This window comes from Clostridium sp. UBA5119, from assembly GCF_002414285.1.
GTDB classification, from domain to species: domain Bacteria; phylum Bacillota; class Clostridia; order Clostridiales; family Clostridiaceae; genus Clostridium_J; species Clostridium_J sulfidigenes.
The window spans coordinates 1-21,416 of sequence record NZ_DHYX01000011.1 but is presented as its reverse complement, the minus strand read 5'-3'; the positions used below and the strand labels follow the sequence as shown (position 1 = coordinate 21,416).

The window sequence follows — 21,416 nt, the reverse complement described above, 5'->3', positions numbered from 1 at the left end:
TTCCCCTTTTGATATTTCTTCTATTTAACTAATGTAGTATTTATAATTTTAGTTATATTCTGAACATTAGTATTTATAAAAAAGTGATTTCCTTCAAAATTATAAACTTTGAAATCTCCACACACATGATGCTTCCAAGCTAATATCTCTTTTAAGTTAATATTATCTTGCTTTCCATTTAAAATTGAAACATCACACTGAATTTTCTCTTCCTTTTCTTGAAAATTATAGGTTTCTAAAACTTTAAAATCACTTCGAATAATTGGAAGAAATATTTGGAGTAATTCTTGGTTATTCATTAACTCATCTGGTGTCCCACCAAGTTCCATTACTTTTTTCATAAAGTCATAATCAGGTAAGGTATACGTATTTTCTCTTTCTCTTATAATACTTGGTGCTTTATATCCTGAAAAAAATATATGTTTAGGTTTTCTAATATTCATTTTACTCATTTTATAATACAATTCATAAGCTAAAAGACTTCCCATACTATGTCCATAGATAGCAAAATCTTCATCCACTATCTTTTCTTTAATATTTTCAAATATATCATCAACTGCTTCTTCTAAGCTTTCATAGAAAAATTCATTAAATCGTTTTCCTCTTCCTTTTAACTCTATCGGAATTACATGAATCAAAGGATGTATATGATTTTTCCAATTATAATATATAGTTTCTGATCCCCCTGCATATGGTAAACAAAATAATATCATTATCAATTCCTCTCCATAATTAAATTAATTTATAATACTTATCGATTAAAATATTTTGATTTATTTCTATTATCTCAGTTGAAATCTCTTTATTTAGCGAACAAACAGCCATCTTATACCCTAAATCTATATCAAATATCTTAAATGTATGTTCTTTATATTCATTATTAATAATCACTTTAATATCTTCATATTGATCTATATCAATAGAAAACGATTTTAATGGTATTGATAATCCCTGTCCACAACATTTAACATAACTTTCTTTCAAAGTCCATATTTTATAAAATTCACTTAACTGAATGTTTAAATTATTATTAACAATATAATTAAATTCACTTATATTGAAAAAGCTATTAGCTATATCTTTATACTCAATATGCTTTACCGCTTCAATATCAATTCCTATAGGTTTATCATCAATGACACATACCACATAATTTTCAGAATGAGATATGTTAAAATTAAATTTAGGATGCCCTTTAAGATATGGTTTCTCATATTGATTTTTCTCAAATGTTATATCTTTATTTCTAATACTCAATTCCTCAAAAATTATAGTTCTTAATAATATCTCTCCAATTAATGTCCTAATTTTATCTTTTTTATTAATATATTTATTAATCCTACATCTTTTCTTCTCACTAATATGTAAACATAGCTCATCTATTCTTTCTTCTGTAATATTAGAAACTTTCACTCTATAGATTTTCATAAAAACCTCATTATATCTGTGTATTAATTTCTCATCCTAAATTTTTATTTAAACTTCCCATTTATATTTTTAATATTTTGTTATCCTATATCAAAATGATAAAAATCAATTTTCTGTATAAAACAATAGGAAAGACACATTAAAATAAATAATAGATCAATATTCTAATATATTTTACATCATACTGCATGAAATAACACGATGATAGTACTTACTAGAGATGAATGTCTAACACAAAATACACTAACATATTTGATCTGTTATTTATTTTCATATATCTAATAAAAACTTTTTATTAGATATCTTATTGTAAACTCACGTTATATTTAAAATACATTATCCTCAAATAAGATTTTTACAAATTAAGCATATTATATGTTGAACCAATATCAACTGGTCCTTTCTCATCTAAAAGATTAGTTCCTGAAGAATATAACATATTTGCACATACTATACATATTGCTACTAAAGCAATTACATACATTTTCCTACATTTCATTACATAAACACTCCTCATAATATAATGCACTAACTTGTACATCAATTAATTTAAATTTTTTACATTTTTTGTTGTTATACTGAATATTATTACATAATATTCAGTAATTTCAAATTACTTTATATATTGAAATACTTTGATATAATAGAATTGGTTATCTCAACTTGTATTTTCTGTGATTTTCTAACATAAATAACTATTTTTATAATTTTGTTCTTAAATAGAACATTTAATTTTATTTAGGAAAGGATTTTATATGAACAATTTAGGAGACAAATTAAAATTTTCAAGAAAAAAGTTAAAACTTACTCAAAAAGATTTAACATGTGAAATTATTAATCGAAGTTCTTTAAGTAAAATTGAGAATAATCTTTTAACACCATCTATATTACAATTAAAATATCTAGCTACACAGTTAAATGTAAGTATAGATTACTTATTAGATGATAATATTCCAATTGTTTGTGATTTGCATATTAATAAAAATAAAATTTTTATTGAGAAATTATATTCTAAACATAGTTTTTTTCGTATTATAGAAGAATTTAAACCACAAGATTTCACTAATACTTACTACATTGGTATGAGTTATTATAAGCTCGATTTAAAATCAGATGCTGAATTACTTTTGTCTAGGTGTGAATGCTTATTTAATTCTCTATCAACAGATGAAAAGCTATACAATGTAGAGAATTTATGTATAGCTATTAATAGTCTACGAAAAATAAGAGTAAGAAACTTAAATGATTCTAATAACATAATATTTTTAAAAAAAGCATTAGCTTACCTTGATTTATATAATGAACATAAGTGTGAAATATATTTTATTATAAATAATAATATAGGTGTTTATTATATTTACAACAAAGAATATGAAAATGCTATTAATCATTTTGAAAATTTTTTTGATATTACTTTTAATTTTATAGCTACTACAATTATACCTTCTATGTACATAAATTTATCCCTTGCTTACTTTGCAGCAAAAATTTATGATAAATCAATTGAATACATACATAAAGCTATATTTTTTTATAATTTGATAGATGATGAAGTTCAAGCTATTGAATGTCATTTGAATTTATTTAATTGCTATCTCTATAAAAATGATATAACTAAATGTAGACAAGTAATAAAATTATTATCAGGATATCGCTCTTATCCAGAACTTAATGACAGATTAAAAGTGTTAGAATTAACTCTCCTATATAATTTAAATGATATAGAAAGTATCTTAGAAAAAAAGAAATCTATTAACTATATGACTCTAAAACCTTCTACAAAAACAGATTATAACTTTATATTGGCCAGAGTGAATTTTATAAATAAAAATTATAATACTGCCCTATCACACTATAATAAATGTATAAGATTTTTAAATGAAAAGAATAAATTGCTAGATTTATCTATAGCCTATTTAGATTTATTTACTGTCACTGGTTATGACAAATATAGGGTTTTACATGTAAATTACAAAAAAAAGTATTTATCCTCAAAATATAATAATTTATTTTGTGATATAACTTCTCCCTATTACATACATCTAAATAAATACATTGAAGTTTAACTTTTAAAAAACCTATGAAATTAACAACTTCCGAGTAGATAATTAGTTTATCTCTCCGGAAGTTAGCAATAATACTATGTATATAATCGTGGACAATAAAAGTTGAACAAATCATATTCAGGCTCTAAAAATCAACTTAAATCGGTACGATTTTTGTATTCAATCTGTTGGCATAAGTCCATATTTCACTATGTAAATATTTATATATAATTTTTATATCTAATGCATAAAGCCAATACTTTTTCGTATTTGTTCAACACCTAAAATAATGTTCCCTCAAAACGTAGTTTTAGGGAACATTAATATATTTCTATTTAACAGCAACAGCTTCAAAGGTAACGACTTGCTCAGAATTCGAAGGATACTGACCAAATTTATAATCTGAAGAAATAACAATATTTTTGAATCCTATACTTTCAATTATTAATCTAAATTCTTCTATACCGTACCATCTTAATGGGAAGCGCTCCAATTCAGTTTGCAAAAGTACCCCTTCACGCCACTTTTCATATCTTCCATGGGAAATGGTATATTGATTTATATAGTCAACCTCTACAACTTTATTTTCTAATGTGATTATATCTCCATTAGAACAATTCAAAGTTTTTGTGGAGACTGTACCTATTGAAATATCCGTTTGCAAAAATATATCAACAATTAATCTACCACCGTTAGATAAATGCTTATAAAAGTTTTGTAATGCTTTTATTGAATCTTCTCTATTATGTAGTAGAAGGAAAGTTCCCGTTGGTACTATAATAGCATCATATTTTTTATCTTGTGAAAAAGACTCCATCTTACCTTCAAAAAGTTTAGGATTTAAACCTCTTTCTTTACAATTATTCTCACATATATTTAACATATCTTTTGAAATATCAAATGCATCCACATTTAATCCTTTTTCTAAAAGCGGAATTAATATACGCCCCGTTCCTGTTGCAGGTTCAAGAATAGGTCCTTTGCAAGACTCTAATCTATTCATGTAAAATTCTACATCTCCAAAAGAATGCCCTATAGGCTTATCCATATCATATACTTCTGAAGATAATCTACCATAATAACTTAACATCATTTATCACCTTTCTTCCTTGATTTATCATAAATACTTATTTGGGGACATATTATACAATGACCTTGTACTAATAATATTTTCGATTCTTTACTATAATTCAATGTCACCTCTAACTGCCCCCTTCTAATAAGTTAATTTTATTATAACAACAACCTTAAAAGAAAACTGTTCCTGTTTTGCTAAGTATATATAATAAAATATGATTTCAAGTGAATATATTTATAGTTTCTCTTTGGTTTTTAGTTTTAAATAAGGTACAAGTACAATTGCTATAAGGGCACTTATCCCCATTAAATATGGATAATAAAGATATTTCATTATGATAAATGGTGACAATTTAGCTAATGCTGATGCTGATAAAAGTTGTGCACCATAAGGAATAATTCCCTGGGACACACAAGAAAACATATCTAATATACCCGCTACTCTTTTAGGTTCAATATCATATTGATCCGATATATCTTTAGCTATAGGTCCTACAGTAACTATAGCTATAGTGTTGTTAGCTGTACATATATCAACTAAACTAACTAATGTAGCAATTCCAAATTCAGCTCCTATTTTACTGTTAACTCTTTTTGTAATAAATCCTAGTATAAACTCAATTCCTCCATTGAATTTTATAATTTCAACCATTCCCCCAATTATCATTGAAATTATTACAAGCTCAGACATTCCTCCAATTCCTTTGCCTATGGCCTGCAATAGACCTATTATATCAAAGGCTCCCGTAAATATTCCTATGCTTCCTGCAAATAAGATTCCACCAACTAGCACTAGTAACACATTAACCCCTAAAAGTGCCGCAAGTAATACTCCTACATAAGGTAATACTTTAACTAAACTATATGAATAATCCCCTACTATCTTAGAATCTTGCCCCAACGTTATAAAAGTAAATATTAAAGTTGTTATTATTGCTGCTGGCAATACAACTGTAAAATTCATTCTAAATTTATCTCTCATCTCACAGCCTTGAGTCCTGGTAGCTGCTATAGTTGTATCAGAAATCATAGAAAGGTTGTCCCCAAACATTGCTCCACCAACAACAGCTCCAACCACTAAAGCTATAGGTATACCTGTCTTAGTTGCAATTCCAGTAGCTATAGGAACTAAGGCTACTATTGTTCCCATGGATGTACCTATAGATATTGCTATAAAACATGCAATTATAAAAACTCCAGCTACTAGTATGTTACTTGGTAAAAATGTAAGCCCTAAATTAACAGTAGATTCTACAGCTCCCATAGTTTTAGCAACCTCTGCAAAAGCCCCTGCCAATATAAATATCAGACACATTAAAATGATGTTTGGTTCTCCTGCTCCCTTGCAGAATACATCTAACTTTTTATCTAGTGATACTTTTCTATTCATAAATAATGCTACTAATGCTGCTAATAAAAATGGTACAGTTACAGGCATAGCATAAAAGTCCTTTGTAACTAATGATATCCCCATAAAAACTGCTATAAAAATAAATAATGGTAACAAAGCAATAGCACTGCCCTTTTTTAAGTTATCTTTCATTTTTTCCTCCTTAGTTAATTAATGTTTTAATTTTTTTGTATAAGACTTAGTGATCTTAGGCATCTGAAAATAAAAAACTTCTTGCCTTACCTAAAAGATAATGCAAGAAGTTATGTTCTTCCAATTCTTATCTTCCAGGTTAATCCTGCTGGATTTAGCACCATAAAGTTTAAATAACTACCTTTGGTTGCCGGGCTTCATAGGGCCAGTCCCTCTGCCTCTCTTGATAAGATACTATATTATATTTTTAAATTCTTTATAAGAATAGCATTGGTTTATTATTATGTCAATATAATTCAATAATATATCTGCTTGAGTCTCTAATAAGTATATATAAATTAAAATCCCGATTTTTTAAAATTCGGGATTTCAATCAAATTATCTAACTGTAAATGTCATTAAATAATTCCATATTCTTTTAATAATTTTTCAATGTCTGTTCCTGCTACTTGTTTTAAAACTTTACGTTTAGCCATTGGTGGTAAATCAAGTTTTGGTTTTTCTCCATCTAATAAACATACACCTGCACTTAATAAATAGCGGATATCATATCTTGAAGAAAATACCTCCGGAACTCCTTTTTCAATTCCAGTTAAAACATATACTGCTTCCATAGCTGTACGTCCTGAATATTCTATAGTAAATACAGTATCACGGCCTGGATCATCTAATGTTTCAGCAAATTGTCCAAGGAAAGCAAAGTTTACTCCATTCTTTGGCACAACATATGGACGATCTCCAGCTGCACGAGGCATAAATTGAGATGTGATATATGGCATCATAACAGGAACTGCACTACATGATTCTGCTAATTCTTCAATTTTATCTGTAGGAACACCTATATGATATAACCATTCTTTTGTGATTTCCTTACCAGTACAATCTCTCATAGTTTTTTTAATATAATCTCCTGGAACATCAGAGAATAAACCATATACCCAAACAACAACATCTTTTTCAGGTTGTCCATAATATTGTTCTTGACGGTTTATTGTCCAACTCATCAACCATGAAGAGTCAAGAGCTGTAACTATTCCACCTGTTACAGTACGTCCGCCGTATGGTGAACGTTTTGTGATTTTTTCAATGTACTCAGGAATACGTTCATCATGACAAGTTACTGTACAAGACTCCCAATTAGATTTTTCTGTATCTGTACAGAATTTATCTGGCTTTCCAAATTCATCTGATTGAGCGGCTATATTTTTCCATAACTTCCAGCATCCTTCTATCTCCTTATTAAATGGTGCAGGAGTATTGTCATCACCATATCCTGAACTTTCAGTCATAGAACCATTAGTAATAAACACTAAGTCATTTTCTGTTAAATCAATAGAGATATCTTTTCCAGTTTTATCTGTTGCAACTATTTTCTTTGCAACCTTTTTATCATCTGAAATTGAGAATTCAACGTTATCAACAGTAACTCCATATTCAAATTTAGCACCATGGTCCTCTAAATATTTAACCATAGGTTTTACAAATGAAGTATATTGATCATGTCTTGAAAATTGTAGGGACGAAAGATCTGTCAATCCATCAACATGGTGAATGAAACGATTCATATATAATTTCATCTCTAAAGCACTATGCCAGTTTTCAAAAGCAAACATTGTTCTCCAATATGTCCAGAAATCAGTGCTTAGAAGCTCTTCAGAAAAAACATCTTCCATAGTTTTATCTTCAAGTTCTTCATCTGGCATATTTACAAAAGCAGCTAATTCTTTTGCTAAATCTTGGCCCAAATTAAATTTTCCATTGTCATAGCGCACACCTTGATTTTTAGTAATACGGCAATTGCTAAAGTTTGGATCATCGTAGTTTGTATAATAAAAATGATCTAAAACAGTCATATTAGGATCTTCTGTAGATGGTAATGAACTAAATAAACTCCATAAAACCTCAAAATGATGACCCATTTCACGTCCGCCACGTGCTACATAATCCATATTTTGACGAACATTTCCGTCCAAAGATCCACCAGGAATATCTAATCGTTCCAAGAAGGTAATCTTACTACCATCCATGTGAGCATCACGAATTAAAAAACAACCAGCAGCCAAAGCACCAATTCCAGTACCAATTAAATAAGCTTTTTTATCTTCAATTCCTTTAGGTTTTCTTGCATTTACTAAAGCATGATAACTTCCATTTGTAAGGGTAAGTCTATCATCATGTGTTTTTAATTTCATTATTATCTCCCTCTTTCTTAATTTTTTAATAGTATTCTAAATCCTACTATTATATTTAGAGTTCTTCTATATTCACTCTACTAGTATTAATAAGTTCTCCCCTAATTTTGTGGATACTTATTATCTGTAAGATTTCTATAAATCTATGATATAGTTTTTTTGTATCTTTTTCATTAGATAAACAAACTACGGTGTTCGGAATTCGAACACCGTAGTTTATTTGCTTAACTTTTAGTCATTGAGGTTAAAATGTCTGATAAAAAGGAATCTCCTATTGCCTTTTACTAGACACCATTTAAACCAGCACTTCGCTTAAGGGATAACTCAATGTTTCCATCGAAGAGGTATCCGATTCGTTTGACGATAGTATCAGGGGCCTCCTTCATTCCGGTAGCAATCCAGCGTAGTACCATTTCAGTAAGGGCACATTGATAAAAGGAGGCAATCAGTTTTTTATCTCCGGAAGAGGCTGAGATACCATCTCTTACTCTTTCAACATACCGAATCATGACATTTCCTGATACATTGTATATATAGTTCACTAATTCTTCCCTCTGCATGGAATTATATACATGATAAATGGCTGTTTTGTTTTCTAAAGCAAATTTAGCAGCCACAATAAAACTCTCCTCCCAGGAAAGTGTATCATTATATTCATCAATGACTGTCTGAAGTTCTGTTTGGAAGATCTCTGACAGAAGTGCATATACATCTGTGTAGTAATAATAAAAAGTATTTCTGTTGATCTCACATGCTGTAGCAATATCCTTAACTGTGATTTTGCTAAGTGGACGCTCATTCAGCATCTTTATGAATACCTCACGAATCATTTTTCTGGTATATTGCTGTGCCAAGTCGCCACCTCCTTAACGCTTTATCTATATTCAAAATTATAACATATGGTAAGTTATTTTTAAATTATCCATCATATTTAGCATCTGACGAGAAAGGTGAGTATGCAATAATAATGTTAAAATTAATCTCGCTAACAATTTATGCTACATTGTAACCCCTATCTATATTGGATCATTTGAACTTTCTTGAATATAAATCATATAATTATAACCATCCTTATACCAAAGTGTATCCTATAATATATAGTATAAGTGTATCTTTTAATAGGTTCACTCCTATGCTACAATATGTTTAATTCTATATCAAGTACATATATATCTTGAATAGAAATCAAATTTATATGATTAGGAGGATAATTAAGTTATGCAACATAGAATGAAGAAGTTTCAATTAACGTTGGAGCAGATTGATGAGCTCCTTCATCGTACAGATATCGGACGATTCGCTACTATCAATGAGAATGGTTATCCATATGTGGTTGCCATGCACTTTGTTTATTACAATAACAAAATTTATATTCATGGTCTACCAAAGGGACAAAAAATCGATAATATAAATAGAAACCCCAAAGTATGCTTTGAGGTTGATGAATTGTTTGGTCTCTTGACTGACAATATCGAAAATGCCTGTGACACCGAAGCAGAGTACAATAGCGTCGTAATTGTTGGAAACGCTTCGCTACTTGAGGACTTGGATTATAAACATGAAGTGTTAAATAAGCTAGTTGAAAAGTACACTCCACAATTTGCTGGAAAAGAGCTTCCTGATAAGATGATTAAGGGTACTGCAGTTATTGAGATTGATATAGTAGAGAGTACAGGAAAATATCATAAATAGAGCAAAAGATAAACCTATTTTGTCTAATTGCCATAAAAGCCAAATATGATTTTCCAATAGAATTAATCCCGCTTTTCATTGCGGGATATTTTTTTTATTATCTGTTTTAGAATTGAAAAGTAATTACTATTCATTTTAGACGTCACTAACTTTTCTTTCTTGTGTCTGCCATAACTTTTTCGTAACCAACCTGATTTTTACTATGAAATCCTTCCCTTTATTAAATTAGCTATAGAATACTCATTATCTTTCTACTTTCAACATCATCAAAACTGATTTTCATACCTTTTGAAAAATTCGTAATATGAACGCACATTTTCTAATTCTGTCCACTTTTTCACATCAACTGGATTTTCATCAAGATCATATATTTTTGCTCCGCCCATAGCAAGCAGAAAAGGTGAATGTGTTGATATAATAAATTGACATCCTAAAAACCGTGCAGAGTCCTCGATAAATTTCATTAATTCCATCTGACGTTTTGGAGAAAGGCTGTTTTCAGGCTCATCCAATATGTATAATCCATTTTCGCCAATTTTTTCAATAAAATATCGAAATGCACTTTCCCCATTTGNNTAACTTCATTTCTAACAAACTTTGACTGGGTTTTACTTCTAGCAGTATTTACTTTTTTTAGTTTCTCATAATCTTCTATAGACTTCATTTGGAAATTAGAATATTTTGCATCTAAGTATTCTTCAAAAAGTTTTTCCCGTTTTTGATCAATTCCTTCGTTGAGGTTTCGAATATTCAACATATAATCAAATACATCATCACTTGTTATAATTCTGCTATTTTTAGGTATGTCATTTTCAAGATGCATCTCACACAAATTGATATAGTCAGGATAGAAATTAGATTTATTATAAATAGAATCTCGATTGATTCCTGTTTTCTCTGCTATCACATTTAATGCCGTTGATTTTCCCGAACCATTTCCACCATATAAAATCGTAACTGGTTCAAAATCAATTCTTTCAAAACTATGTTTTGATAATATCTTAAATGGATAAAAGGAGTCGTAGCACCTTCTTTTTTCCTCTATTATAAAATCAAATTCCATATCATCATTTGGAAATGTGAAAACACTTAAATAAACCATCGTCATCCTCCTTATCATAACATTATAATATTTATATTTTTTCTTTTGTCTATCATAACCTTTAATAATCTATCAGATATTTCACTATAAAATCTTAACTTTTATTTAACTAGAAAATTAACAAAAGCCCTCAAACCAGCATGAACAGAACAACTAGTTTACTAGTTATATAGTTTTATAGTTAAATATATCCATATTTATATATATAAATATTTTGCTATATACCTATTTCCCTATGTAAATATTTATATAGAGAACTAGTCATATTTATCTTTTACTTTATTATATTATAATATTTTATTATCAGCTATGCACTACTATCACTATGATTTCATCCTAATGAAAGTTAGATTTTTAAATTGTTTTTTATTACAGCAGTATTATAGTTAAAATAGTTTTTATAAAGTCAATAATATTGCTTGTATATAGTGATAACTCCAAAAGGATACTAGTACAATAAGTAACACGTAGAAAGAAAGCACCAAGATTTTATTATCTTAGTGCCTTTAAAATAGTTTTTGTATCTAGTATTTAGTTTATTGATTTAATAGGACGTGCTTCAATATATCCTCTGTATCCCATTGGTGCAAGCTGAAATCTTGGTGCAGTTTCTGGTGCCCACTGATATCCGTAAACAGTAGGATCAAATTTTTCAATATGATTCCACACTTCATTGATTGCATACATAAAATCATCATCATTATAGGATTCACCTTGAAAAATCATTAATTTGCAAGGTAGTAATTCTATAAGTTCATATCCACTAGGAATATCATTTGTGTAGTCAACGGGAACTTCTACACCTTGCACATATTCTGATGTTCCTTCTTTAATAAGATGTTTTGGAAGCCACATTCCAATTGGCTCATATATGGCTTCTTTTACACTTGAAAGTACTGACCATACATCACACCCTACCTCCTCACAATATTCAAAATAATCCGTTGCTTTTTTCCCTCGCCTTAACAAAACTTTTCGTGAAGGACGCTCAATAACTTGTACAAATACAGATTTGGTATTAAAATTATCACTCATCTTTTTTCNNTTTCCTCCTTTATGAAATGCACGGTAGGTATCGAAAACTTTCTGAGGCATAAATAGTTTTATTGGTGGTGTACATTGACTATATCTTCTTGGCGGCATCCCAAATTCCTTTGAAAATGCTCTTGTAAATCCCTCGTGTGAGTCAAAGACAAAATCCATCGCTACATCTATAATCTTTTCATTACTATCACGTAGTATTAACGCAGCCTTAGTAAGCCTTAATGCACGAATATAGTCAAATGGTGCCTTACCAGTAACTTCTTTGAAAAGTTTTGCAGCATGCCATGGTGAATATCCTGCCACAACAGCTAGTTCTTTTAACGTAATCTTTCTTAAAATATTAACATCAATGTACTCTTGCATACGTTGTACCGCCATAATAGTTTCAGCCTCACTCATTCTTCCACCTCCAATATCTAAAGTATATATCATAAAGAATTCTATTTCTTGACCTTCATTGCGAATAAAAAAGAGCATTTTTCTTCTCTTAATCACTTTTTCTTGGGTTTCAAGTTTCTAAAATAATTATTTGGTTTTATCTTCACTAATATTATCATCAATATCACTTCTTATTTTACATAATAACCTATTTTTAATCCTTCAACTAATACAACATTTATTAATAACCTTATATTTCTAATAATACTTTTTCTAAAATTTCATAATGCCAATAATATAAATCCTCAGGTTTTATTGAAAAAGCTTTTTCTTTATCAACAATTATTTTTCCATCATTAATAGTTACAAAACTAAAAAAAGGTTCTCCTGATAAAAAGGATAAACTGGCATTTTCACTCCATTCCTCAACTGTTACAAAATCATTTTCAAATAGCAATTTAAGTAAGTCATAAAAACTTTTTTGCATAACTCTAAGCTTAAAATGTGGACACTCTTTTTCAACAATATATAAATCTATTTCTTTCCATAACTTTTCAATAACACTTTGCCTATTAATTAAACTTTCTAATGATAAATCTCCTGTACTCATTACTTCAAGAATTCTTGTTTCCCATTGTGATGGTGTCCAAGAAAGAGTTCTACTAAAATGAATAATCCATTTTTCATGTGGAATGTATTCACCATTTACTATAAATAGAGCTTCTACTAACTTAGTGACAGCATTATTCATCATATAATGACCTTGCACTGTATCCCCCCTATGAATCCATATATCACCTGCTAATCTAAAATACCACCAACAATCAAAAAGTAATCCTTCAGCTTGTAATGGTTCTGGTTTATTTCTAAGTTTATCTCTTACAAATTCTTTTATTTCTCCATTGGGATCATATAAAATTTTTGCATAAGATAAATCCCATAAAGCAATACTATCCCACGATTTCTGTTTTTCTTCCTCCAAATTTAATATCTTTATATCGTAAAGATATTTTTGAGCCATTGTAATCCCAATTGGTATAGGTGATTTTCCATTATTCCATAGTTCATAATTTTCTTTATCTAAATAAATAACTATGTCAATTTCAGATAGATAATCTACATAACCTCGAGACATCCCTCCATTTAAGGTTATTCCAATTACTCCTTCTAAAGATTTAAGCTTTTTTATACTATTTTGTAATTCTAACATAAAATCATTAATTTTATTTTCACTTTTTAAGTTCACATATGGTCTTTTCATAATAATATCTCCTTCTTAAATTAATTTTTTCATATAAAATGTAAATGTAACAGTATAATTTAAATAAAATAAAAAGCCGTAGATTTTACTCTACGACTTCTATCATAAAAAGATAGTTCAATTGCCTAGAGAGTAAAATAAAATCATATACTAATAAAATGGTTCACCAAATAAACTGTCACATCAAACAGTTTTACCACTCTATTTTAATAAATGATTCTATCTTACTTCTCCGTGCCAAATTATACTTTTTGATTACATAGTACTAATTTGACCGAATGGCACTCCACCTTTCAAAATTACACTGTTACATATGAAAATTATACACCTAATTGAAATATTTGTAAACATTATATGTTAGTTTTGGAAATCATACTCAGAATATACTATTTAGCCATATATTTAATAGCAAGTTTCTCCTATTAATGAAATTAATCCATTAGCCAATGTTTCACCCCATGATAAGTAATCATGTCCACTATTGAAGTACTCAAAATAGACATCGTATCCCTTTTCTATTAAAACATCTTTTAATATATTATTTGTACCAATCATACCTTCTTTATGTTCTAGAACCCCTACATTTAAATAAAACTTAAGTGGTAACTTTTCTATTGTCTTAAATTTAGTACTTATCCAACAATCTAGTTCATGACCATCATGATCTTTTGGTTTGTACCAATAGGAACCTGATTGAGAAAGTACATTCCCAAAAACTTCGGAATGTTTTAATCCTAAATATGATGCCATCAATCCACCTAAACTTAATCCTCCAATTATAGCTTCATCAGCTTGACCAGAAATATTATAATTATTTCTAATCCATGGAAGTAGTTCTTTAACAATCATATCTCCAAAGGCATCATCACAACTTAATTCTTTATCTCTCATTCCTATAGAGCCAATAAATATTGCAACTATAGGTTCAATTTTTTTATCTGCTATTACATTATCTATTACATTTCTAGCTGAAAGAATATTAATGTACTCCTCCGCGTCAGTTAGAACTAAAAACTTATAAGGTTTATTATCTTCATCATAACCATAAGGTGTATAAATAGTAACTCTACGACTACCTTCTATATTTTCACTATAAAACTCGTGTTCATGTATGATTCCTTTATGAGTATCATTTCTTTCTTTAACCCAAAATTCTTCCTCTGCATTTGGCATTACTACATATGAATCTACTTCATCTTCATCATCATTTTCACCTTTAAAAACTAATATATTTTTATTTAACTTATCATATTCTAAGTTATTCCATCTCTTTTCACAATTAACATCAAGAGAATCATTAACAGAAAAAGAGTATTGAAATCGTAATTTGCTATTAATTTCATAGCTTGCATACCATATATCTGTATCTAAAAGTCTCTCCATTTTATTTTTTTCTAAGTTATCTCTCCCTATTGGTAATATAAGAACTATATTTTCAATATCTCCATTGCCCTTATAAACAAAAGTAACTAAACTATTTTCCGAATCACCATCTATCTTCTCTATTAATGGAGCATTACCTTTCTCTATGTTATTCCAAAACACTTGTATAGCTTCAGTGTTTCCTAATTCAATCTTTTCTTTTAATTTCATAATTACTGAACTCTTTAGCATTGTTCTTTTCATATTTTTTCACTCCGCTATTTCTTATAACTCTATATATCTAAATGACTCCTTTTTCATCCATATATAAACCAAAGTACATGTTAAACTTATTAGTCATCAACGCTACTCCATTGCCTATAACATCAGTTGTATGCATGCTTAAAATCCCCTTAATATATATTTCTATAACCTACTTATTTTTCAATATACGCATGCTATAATACCACAATATATTACCCGAGTTGAGTAGCCAGCCTTATGTTATGTCAGATCAATAAAATCATATCTTCAAAAGCATTTCATACTGACTAACACTATATTCAAACCCTAATTGGAGTAAAAAGTTTTTAGTAGATTTAGATTGATCATCTACGTTAAGAATGCTGATTTTATGTGGATCTGTGTTTTTTATCATATCTGTAATTATACTTCTTGCAATTCCTTTACCCCTATAATCCTTATTCACTGCTATTTGTGGAATATCTCCTGTTTTTTTATCAATAATGCCATAGCCAACAATATTGTTATCAAAACGCACAATAGAATATAGGAATGCTTCTGGTATAGAGCTTATAGATTCATTAGAATTCTGCCAAGATGGCTGAAAATCCCAAAATTCTGTTAATTGTCTTAAGTTAATTTTGTCAACATGTTCAACCTTATAGGTTGTTATTGGATTGTATTTCTTTTTATCTAGTTGAAAACATTGGAACTCTCTTTGAATCTCGAAGCCTTGTTTTTTATAAAGTTCAACCGCAGATGTATTAGATTTAATTACTTCAAGTAAGTATTGGTCTACTTGCTTTTCTTTAAGCTCTTTTTTGATATTTAAAAGCATATTGCTTGTGATACCTTGTCTTCTATATTCAACTGTAACGCCTGTCCCAAGATCATATACTGTTGATTTTCCATTCCAATTTCTAAATCCATTTAAAACGAATCCAACTAATATTTCACTTTTAAATGCACCTATGGACATTTCGGAGACATAACCCCTTCTTTGAAGCATTTGCTTAAACTTCCAGATAGGTAAATCCATCTTAACCTGATAATCAGAAAATGCATCTAAAAACGTTTTATGAAGTGTTTCAATACTTGTTTTATCTAATATTTTATAACTAAACATTTCTTATCTTCTCCTTTATATTATATCATCTTTTAATTTGGCCATAAGGTTGGCAATATTCTTGAAAAAATATTTCTTTAAAGATATGCTTAATATTTATCTTATGTGTTCTTTTAGTATATCACATGAATATTTGCTAATTACATAAAAAGCCAATACTTAATAACACTAAGAATTGGCTTTTTACCTTTTAATTATTTTTTCTTAACAGGAATCCAAATTTCGCTGTAATAATTTTCATCCTGATTACCCTTTGGATAATCAGCTATATTTGTATACATTTCAATGTTATAACCAGCTGCAATTTCATAATCTTTACAGTTAGGTAGCCATTCTGAGAAGATTTTTTGGTTTACATCTTGCAATGATTTTGGCATTGCACCCTTGCAGGCAAAAATAGCCCAAGTGTGTTTAGGAATAATCTTTGTAATAAAACCCTCTGGAGTTACTGTGGATGGAATATAATTATCGGCAATCAAATACTCAAATTCATCTGAACCCATACTCTCATCAATGCATACACCGTACATTCCACACACAACTTTACCCTTTCCTGTTTGATAATGCTCTGTCCAAAACTGTGGAATTTCTCTAGTTGCACTATCATATTTAAATACCTTTGATACTCCCATAACTGTAAATGAATCTTTTTCAACAATTTTGTAATCCATAATATAACCGCCTTCCAATGAAAATTTGATTTTTAAGGTCGCAAAAGATTTAATCATTGCTCCGTCTTTTCGAACTGCAGTAGGTGTGACACCATGGAAACGAGTGAAGGCTTTTGTGAAACTATCTGGTGAGTTATAGCCATATTTCACTGCAATATCAATAATTTTCTCATCAGTAGATACAAGCTCACTGCCGGCAAGAGCAAGCCTACGTTGTCTAATATACTCTCCAACCGTAAAACCACAAAGCATTGCAAATCCTTTTTGGAAATAAAAAGGTGACACTAAAGCCTGTGTTGCAATTTCCTCTATTGTAAGTTCCTCGGTGATATTTTCCTCGATGTAACTAATAGCTTCACCAATACATTCAATCCATCCCATACTCATCACTCCTGTCTACATTTATATCATATTGCTTTTCAAGCAGTTATTCCCGACTTTTTTTGTTATGTTTTGTCTGGAAGGTTAATTTTTTAATCTAGGCTCACGCCGTCACGCCGTAGATAGATTATGCTAAATTGGTTAGATAAAGCGAATATATATTATGCAAATATTTTTTATCTCTAAATAATTCATAACTTGAACCAGATAAAACAAATCCAAGATTTTCAGCAAGACGAATTGACCTTTTATTATCAATATAAATGCATGCACTTATCTCTTTTATATTCATATTTCTTATGGCAAATGTGATAATTTCTTTAATTGCTTCTTGCATATACCCATTTCCCCAAAATTCTTCTTTAAGATCATAACCAATTTCCACTTTATACTCTGTGTGATTCCAACAATGAAACCCACATGTACCCATTTTAATCCCATCTGATTTTCTTATTATAATCCAACGATTCTGTAATCGTGGTTCCTGCTGTGTATAAAAATTAATAATTTCATCTGCACCTTCAACATCAGTTAATGGCTCTGCATCAAATAGGTATCTATTAACTACATCATCTGAAAATTCGCTAAATATAAAATCTCTGTCATCACTGGATATGTTTTTAAGAAATAATCTATCTGTTTCTATATTATTAAAAAACATCATTTCCTCCTTTTATTATATAAAAAGTTTTCTAAAAATCTTTCAGAGGTGGATGTTTTAAGTTTTCTAATTCCGAATCAGAAAAAACATTCCCACCCCATACTTTTTCTTTTATAGATTCCTCATCCATTTTTGAAGCTGAAAATCCTATTTTCCCACTCTCATAATGATATTCATAATATATATCTGGATCTTCATCATTAATAGATACACAATACAAATATCCACCAACTTTCCAATCTTTAAAGAAATCATCAACTACAATATCTTTCTTATCTATTCCTTGATTATCCATATAGTCTGAAATAGCTTTTTTTGCACTATAACGTTCTCCCATAACCACTATACCAATTACAACAATTACTGATAAAACAAAAATAACTAATTTCATCATCATAGCTCCTTTACATATTACAATTTTTTAAATATTCTTTTTAATTTAGGATTGTATGCAGTATTAAAACACTCAATTAAAGCATGTAGGGATATAAAAGATGCTATATTAATGTCTTTAAATTTTTAATTATTACATTAAGTCGATCTAAATAAATTTCATGATCGCTATTTTCAGCAATTACTAATCTTCCTTTATCTGAAAGTTTAGATAACTCAATTTGTAGTTTACCCCACTGATTTTCATATAAAGTTGCTTCCTTCTCTGGAATACTATATTTCACCCATTCTCTTTCAGCTACCTTACTATCTCTTGCTATTACTATAAGTGGAATATTAGGGAATTCAGAAATGCTTTTTATTTCGTTACTACTTATATCCCAATTTCGAAATTCATCTCTCTCTTCCTTTCCACTTAAACTATAATAAGAATTCATATAGATATATATTATTGAGTATACCTTTCCTTTAAGTGGTACATAAATATAATACCATTATTTACTATAACTGTACATATTTTAAGAATTAATGACACAACTTAATCCATAATATTCTTACTGATTTTTAATACTTATTAAAAATTAAGAGAATCCTTTTTAGATTTAGGATTCTCTTAAAATATTTATAATTTATATTAAATCTGAGCATTGCTAGATATTTAGTAATGAATTTGAAATTTCCTCAAATCTTTCATCAGATATACCAAGTTTTTTCTTAAATCTTTCATCTTCTAATCTTTCAATAATTACCTTGTTAGGAGATATTTCTTTAATAACACTTTTTAGTTTCTGTATGGATTCTTCATCATCGTTATAGCCCTTTAGAATAGTTACTTCTAATATAAATTTACCTTTATATTGCTCTCTAAAAGCTTTCATATTTGAAATATGATTCTCAAAGGTATATCCTTCAATTGGCCTTTGAATTTTTTGGAAATCTTCATTTGAAGCAACCTTTATCTCACCAATAATTTCCTCGCACATATTTGCAATCTCTTTAAATTCTGGCCAGTTTAGAATATAACCGTTTGATAATAGCTTCACTGGCAACCCTTTACCTTTAATAATATTAATTATATCAATAATATTTTCATTCACTAAAGCTTCTCCTTTTGAGTTAATAAAAACTAATTCTGCTTTAGTACTTTCTATCATTTTTTCCAGTTCTTTTAATGAACTATTCATTTCATCAAAGGACTTCTGGGTATCTATCTTATTTTGTGATCTTCCAATAGGACAAAATATACAATCAAAGTTACAATGTTTTTCTGGAAGTATGTTCACTTCCAATATTCTTTTTTCATCTTCACTATAAATATCTTTATAACTGAAACCACTCATCAACTTATCCTCCTCAAATTAAAGTATTGTTACTTTTTTATTGTTAATATCAAGAATTGAGACCTTACATGTTCCTCCTAAATTATCTTGTACTGCTTTCTCTAAATCTTTTAAAGCATTTTCGAACTCGTCTGTTCTTTTTTCATCAATTAATTCAATACACAAAAAAGCATTCTTTGTATTTTCAGTAAGCATAGTTCTTACTGACTCACGCCAATTCCAGCACCTACAAATTGCTCCCTCATTATCTTTATATACTATTTCACCTTCATATGGTGGTTCACTTTTATCCGTTCCTAATACTACAAAATTTTCATTTCCAATAGCCTTAGTTAATCTTATATCCCCAACAAATGTATCTATATCCTCACCACCACAAGGAAGTGCATATTTTAATGAAATAGAGTTATAAATATCAACAAGTGGATTAATAGTCCCTAATTGATTTCCATTATGCACTCTCTTTAGTAACGCCTCAATAGATGACCTTGCACCCTTCTTTGTTTTAAACTTTTTAAATGCCTCTCTCCATACTTTTATAACTTCGTTACTGCTAAATTCAGCATTCTGCAAATACTTTAAGGCTTCTTTTTCTGAATTTAAAATCATTTTTTTATATGCTTCTTTATCTTTTATAGTATTATCTATACCATAACAAACAATTACTCCGATTTTTACACTTGGAAATAGGCTCCAAAATTCATTTTCAATGACAAACTTTTTCATTAGAAATCCTCCTTTAATTAGTAGTAGTTAAGATTAGTATAATAATATCTCATGACTTATTCAAAAGAAATAAAAATAAAAAAGCCATAAGTGATATTATTAAAATATCTCCCAGGCTTTTATCCTNNATTGCATATACCGTGCCAACTGGTAAATGCTCTCCCGCTTTAATAAGCAAATAAAAACTAACATAGATTGCAATTGCAGTGCCTATCCATTCCCATACAGTTGAAGCATGCTTTAAACCAATGACCCAGCCTACTTCAAAGCAAGCAGCGATAATGACACTTACCCAATGCTTATTCATAAAAAATCCCTCCATCTTATCAGACACGACGAATCACTTGTTGATGACTATCCTTCCTCAGCTTTCGCCAAAACACCTGATTTTAGCCAAACAAAAAAGCCCAGAAGAAACTGTCCTTCAACAGTATCTCCCAGGCTTTTATCCTTCCGTGTACACAATTAACTGTGCGTTTTCTCTCGGACCTGCCAGTTATAAACTGCGGAACCCTAGAAAACTTAAATATTAAACTATTTTGTAATTTATAGTTTACTTTAGCACAGTAGTCTATTTAAGTCAATTTATTTTTTATTTGAAAAATTTCACTGTGGATAATAATCTTTCCATACCATTGAAAACTGAATACCAACAACCAAGCTTATAAGTATATTTCCACCCAAAAAAGCCCTAGAGTGTGCATAATTACACTTTAGGGCTTGAAACTATTGATATGATTTTTTAATATAA

At 29.2% G+C, this 21,416-nt stretch carries 20 protein-coding genes, 1 pseudogene and 2 riboswitches; of the genes and pseudogenes, 2 read left to right on the top strand and 19 right to left on the bottom strand.

From position 1 onward, the window contains the following. Positions 1-20: 20 nt before the first annotated feature. The 3 genes from B2671_RS01070 to B2671_RS01060 form a co-directional block, all read right to left on the bottom strand. Complete coding sequence (locus tag B2671_RS01070; protein WP_346868745.1) at positions 21-713, bottom strand: thioesterase II family protein; 693 nt, start codon at positions 711-713, stop codon at positions 21-23. 19 nt (positions 714-732) lie between these two features. Continuing rightward, a complete protein-coding gene (locus B2671_RS01065; RefSeq protein WP_346868744.1) occupies positions 733-1,428 on the bottom strand; it encodes a 4'-phosphopantetheinyl transferase family protein in 696 nt (231 codons plus the stop codon). Between the two features lie 355 nt (positions 1,429-1,783). Then, positions 1,784-1,927 (bottom strand): hypothetical protein, encoded by a 144-nt coding sequence (locus B2671_RS01060; protein WP_346868743.1) that lies wholly within the window; start codon positions 1,925-1,927, stop codon positions 1,784-1,786. A gap of 256 nt (positions 1,928-2,183) precedes the next feature. Here B2671_RS01060 and B2671_RS01055 point away from each other — a divergent pair, with 256 nt between their 5' ends. Further along, positions 2,184-3,494, top strand: coding sequence for a helix-turn-helix transcriptional regulator (locus B2671_RS01055; RefSeq protein WP_346868742.1), 1,311 nt, complete (start codon positions 2,184-2,186; stop codon positions 3,492-3,494). 310 nt (positions 3,495-3,804) lie between these two features. On the opposite strand, the gene B2671_RS01050 is transcribed toward B2671_RS01055, so the two are convergent. The 4 genes from B2671_RS01050 to B2671_RS01035 form a co-directional block, all read right to left on the bottom strand. Continuing rightward, complete coding sequence (locus B2671_RS01050; RefSeq protein ID WP_346868741.1) at positions 3,805-4,566, bottom strand: class I SAM-dependent methyltransferase; 762 nt, start codon at positions 4,564-4,566, stop codon at positions 3,805-3,807. 219 nt (positions 4,567-4,785) lie between these two features. Next, complete coding sequence (locus tag B2671_RS01045; protein WP_346868740.1) at positions 4,786-6,093, bottom strand: Na+/H+ antiporter NhaC family protein; 1,308 nt, start codon at positions 6,091-6,093, stop codon at positions 4,786-4,788. 124 nt (positions 6,094-6,217) lie between these two features. Continuing rightward, positions 6,218-6,326: riboswitch (SAM riboswitch) on the bottom strand. 165 nt (positions 6,327-6,491) lie between these two features. Further along, a complete protein-coding gene (locus B2671_RS01040) occupies positions 6,492-8,285 on the bottom strand; it encodes an oleate hydratase (protein WP_346868739.1) in 1,794 nt (597 codons plus the stop codon). Between the two features lie 284 nt (positions 8,286-8,569). Next, complete coding sequence (locus B2671_RS01035) at positions 8,570-9,139, bottom strand: TetR/AcrR family transcriptional regulator C-terminal domain-containing protein (RefSeq protein WP_346868738.1); 570 nt, start codon at positions 9,137-9,139, stop codon at positions 8,570-8,572. Between the two features lie 364 nt (positions 9,140-9,503). Here B2671_RS01035 and B2671_RS01030 point away from each other — a divergent pair, with 364 nt between their 5' ends. Beyond that, the gene (locus B2671_RS01030; RefSeq protein WP_346868737.1) at positions 9,504-9,977 is read left to right on the top strand and encodes a pyridoxamine 5'-phosphate oxidase family protein; all 474 of its coding nucleotides are present in this window, start codon (positions 9,504-9,506) and stop codon (positions 9,975-9,977) included. A 266-nt stretch (positions 9,978-10,243) separates the two neighbouring features. Here the strand turns inward: B2671_RS01030 and B2671_RS01025 are convergent. From B2671_RS01025 to B2671_RS00970, 12 genes and pseudogenes are all read right to left on the bottom strand, one after another. Then, positions 10,244-11,079, bottom strand: a pseudogene (locus B2671_RS01025) (AAA family ATPase). A 531-nt stretch (positions 11,080-11,610) separates the two neighbouring features. After that, a complete protein-coding gene (locus tag B2671_RS01020) occupies positions 11,611-12,486 on the bottom strand; it encodes a helix-turn-helix domain-containing protein (RefSeq protein WP_422653211.1) in 876 nt (291 codons plus the stop codon). 265 nt (positions 12,487-12,751) lie between these two features. Then, positions 12,752-13,762: a DUF4037 domain-containing protein gene (locus B2671_RS01015; protein WP_346868735.1), complete on the bottom strand. Its 1,011-nt coding sequence runs from the start codon at positions 13,760-13,762 to the stop codon at positions 12,752-12,754. 402 nt (positions 13,763-14,164) lie between these two features. Next, positions 14,165-15,388, bottom strand: a complete 1,224-nt coding sequence (locus B2671_RS01010; protein WP_346868734.1) for an alpha/beta hydrolase-fold protein — start codon at positions 15,386-15,388, stop codon at positions 14,165-14,167. A 259-nt stretch (positions 15,389-15,647) separates the two neighbouring features. Beyond that, the gene (locus tag B2671_RS01005) at positions 15,648-16,493 is read right to left on the bottom strand and encodes a GNAT family N-acetyltransferase (RefSeq protein ID WP_346868733.1); all 846 of its coding nucleotides are present in this window, start codon (positions 16,491-16,493) and stop codon (positions 15,648-15,650) included. A 194-nt stretch (positions 16,494-16,687) separates the two neighbouring features. After that, the gene (locus B2671_RS01000) at positions 16,688-17,545 is read right to left on the bottom strand and encodes an AraC family transcriptional regulator (RefSeq protein ID WP_346868788.1); all 858 of its coding nucleotides are present in this window, start codon (positions 17,543-17,545) and stop codon (positions 16,688-16,690) included. Between the two features lie 127 nt (positions 17,546-17,672). Further along, positions 17,673-18,206, bottom strand: a complete 534-nt coding sequence (locus tag B2671_RS00995; protein WP_346868732.1) for a GNAT family N-acetyltransferase — start codon at positions 18,204-18,206, stop codon at positions 17,673-17,675. Between the two features lie 31 nt (positions 18,207-18,237). Then, the gene (locus B2671_RS00990; protein WP_346868731.1) at positions 18,238-18,597 is read right to left on the bottom strand and encodes a DUF3139 domain-containing protein; all 360 of its coding nucleotides are present in this window, start codon (positions 18,595-18,597) and stop codon (positions 18,238-18,240) included. Between the two features lie 106 nt (positions 18,598-18,703). Next, complete coding sequence (locus B2671_RS00985; RefSeq protein WP_346868730.1) at positions 18,704-19,036, bottom strand: hypothetical protein; 333 nt, start codon at positions 19,034-19,036, stop codon at positions 18,704-18,706. Between the two features lie 213 nt (positions 19,037-19,249). After that, positions 19,250-19,939 carry a radical SAM protein gene (locus tag B2671_RS00980; protein WP_346868729.1) on the bottom strand — a complete coding sequence of 230 codons (690 nt, stop codon included), beginning with the start codon at positions 19,937-19,939 and terminating at the stop codon, positions 19,250-19,252. A gap of 18 nt (positions 19,940-19,957) precedes the next feature. Next, positions 19,958-20,665, bottom strand: a complete 708-nt coding sequence (locus B2671_RS00975) for a B3/4 domain-containing protein (RefSeq protein WP_346868728.1) — start codon at positions 20,663-20,665, stop codon at positions 19,958-19,960. Positions 20,666-20,714: 49 nt separating this feature from the next. Further along, positions 20,715-20,972, bottom strand: a complete 258-nt coding sequence (locus tag B2671_RS00970; RefSeq protein ID WP_346868727.1) for a DMT family transporter — start codon at positions 20,970-20,972, stop codon at positions 20,715-20,717. Positions 20,973-21,097: 125 nt separating this feature from the next. Beyond that, a riboswitch (guanidine-I (ykkC/yxkD leader) is annotated at positions 21,098-21,193 on the bottom strand. Positions 21,194-21,416: the final 223 nt, after the last annotated feature.

Excerpts from the sequence above, each read along its gene's own strand:
- B2671_RS01070 (WP_346868745.1), bottom strand. The coding sequence starts at position 713 with ATGATATTATTTTGTTTACCATATGCAGGGGGATCAGAAACTATATAT.
- B2671_RS01065 (WP_346868744.1), bottom strand. The coding sequence starts at position 1,428 with ATGAAAATCTATAGAGTGAAAGTTTCTAATATTACAGAAGAAAGAATA.
- B2671_RS01060 (WP_346868743.1), bottom strand. The coding sequence starts at position 1,927 with ATGAAATGTAGGAAAATGTATGTAATTGCTTTAGTAGCAATATGTATA.
- B2671_RS01055 (WP_346868742.1), top strand. The coding sequence starts at position 2,184 with ATGAACAATTTAGGAGACAAATTAAAATTTTCAAGAAAAAAGTTAAAA.
- B2671_RS01050 (WP_346868741.1), bottom strand. The coding sequence starts at position 4,566 with ATGATGTTAAGTTATTATGGTAGATTATCTTCAGAAGTATATGATATG.
- B2671_RS01045 (WP_346868740.1), bottom strand. The coding sequence starts at position 6,093 with ATGAAAGATAACTTAAAAAAGGGCAGTGCTATTGCTTTGTTACCATTA.
- B2671_RS01040 (WP_346868739.1), bottom strand. The coding sequence starts at position 8,285 with ATGAAATTAAAAACACATGATGATAGACTTACCCTTACAAATGGAAGT.
- B2671_RS01030 (WP_346868737.1), top strand. The coding sequence starts at position 9,504 with ATGCAACATAGAATGAAGAAGTTTCAATTAACGTTGGAGCAGATTGAT.
- B2671_RS01015 (WP_346868735.1), bottom strand. The coding sequence starts at position 13,762 with ATGAAAAGACCATATGTGAACTTAAAAAGTGAAAATAAAATTAATGAT.
- B2671_RS01010 (WP_346868734.1), bottom strand. The coding sequence starts at position 15,388 with ATGAAAAGAACAATGCTAAAGAGTTCAGTAATTATGAAATTAAAAGAA.
- B2671_RS01005 (WP_346868733.1), bottom strand. The coding sequence starts at position 16,493 with ATGTTTAGTTATAAAATATTAGATAAAACAAGTATTGAAACACTTCAT.
- B2671_RS01000 (WP_346868788.1), bottom strand. The coding sequence starts at position 17,545 with ATGGGATGGATTGAATGTATTGGTGAAGCTATTAGTTACATCGAGGAA.
- B2671_RS00995 (WP_346868732.1), bottom strand. The coding sequence starts at position 18,206 with ATGTTTTTTAATAATATAGAAACAGATAGATTATTTCTTAAAAACATA.
- B2671_RS00990 (WP_346868731.1), bottom strand. The coding sequence starts at position 18,597 with ATGAAATTAGTTATTTTTGTTTTATCAGTAATTGTTGTAATTGGTATA.
- B2671_RS00985 (WP_346868730.1), bottom strand. The coding sequence starts at position 19,036 with ATGAATTCTTATTATAGTTTAAGTGGAAAGGAAGAGAGAGATGAATTT.
- B2671_RS00980 (WP_346868729.1), bottom strand. The coding sequence starts at position 19,939 with ATGAGTGGTTTCAGTTATAAAGATATTTATAGTGAAGATGAAAAAAGA.
- B2671_RS00975 (WP_346868728.1), bottom strand. The coding sequence starts at position 20,665 with ATGAAAAAGTTTGTCATTGAAAATGAATTTTGGAGCCTATTTCCAAGT.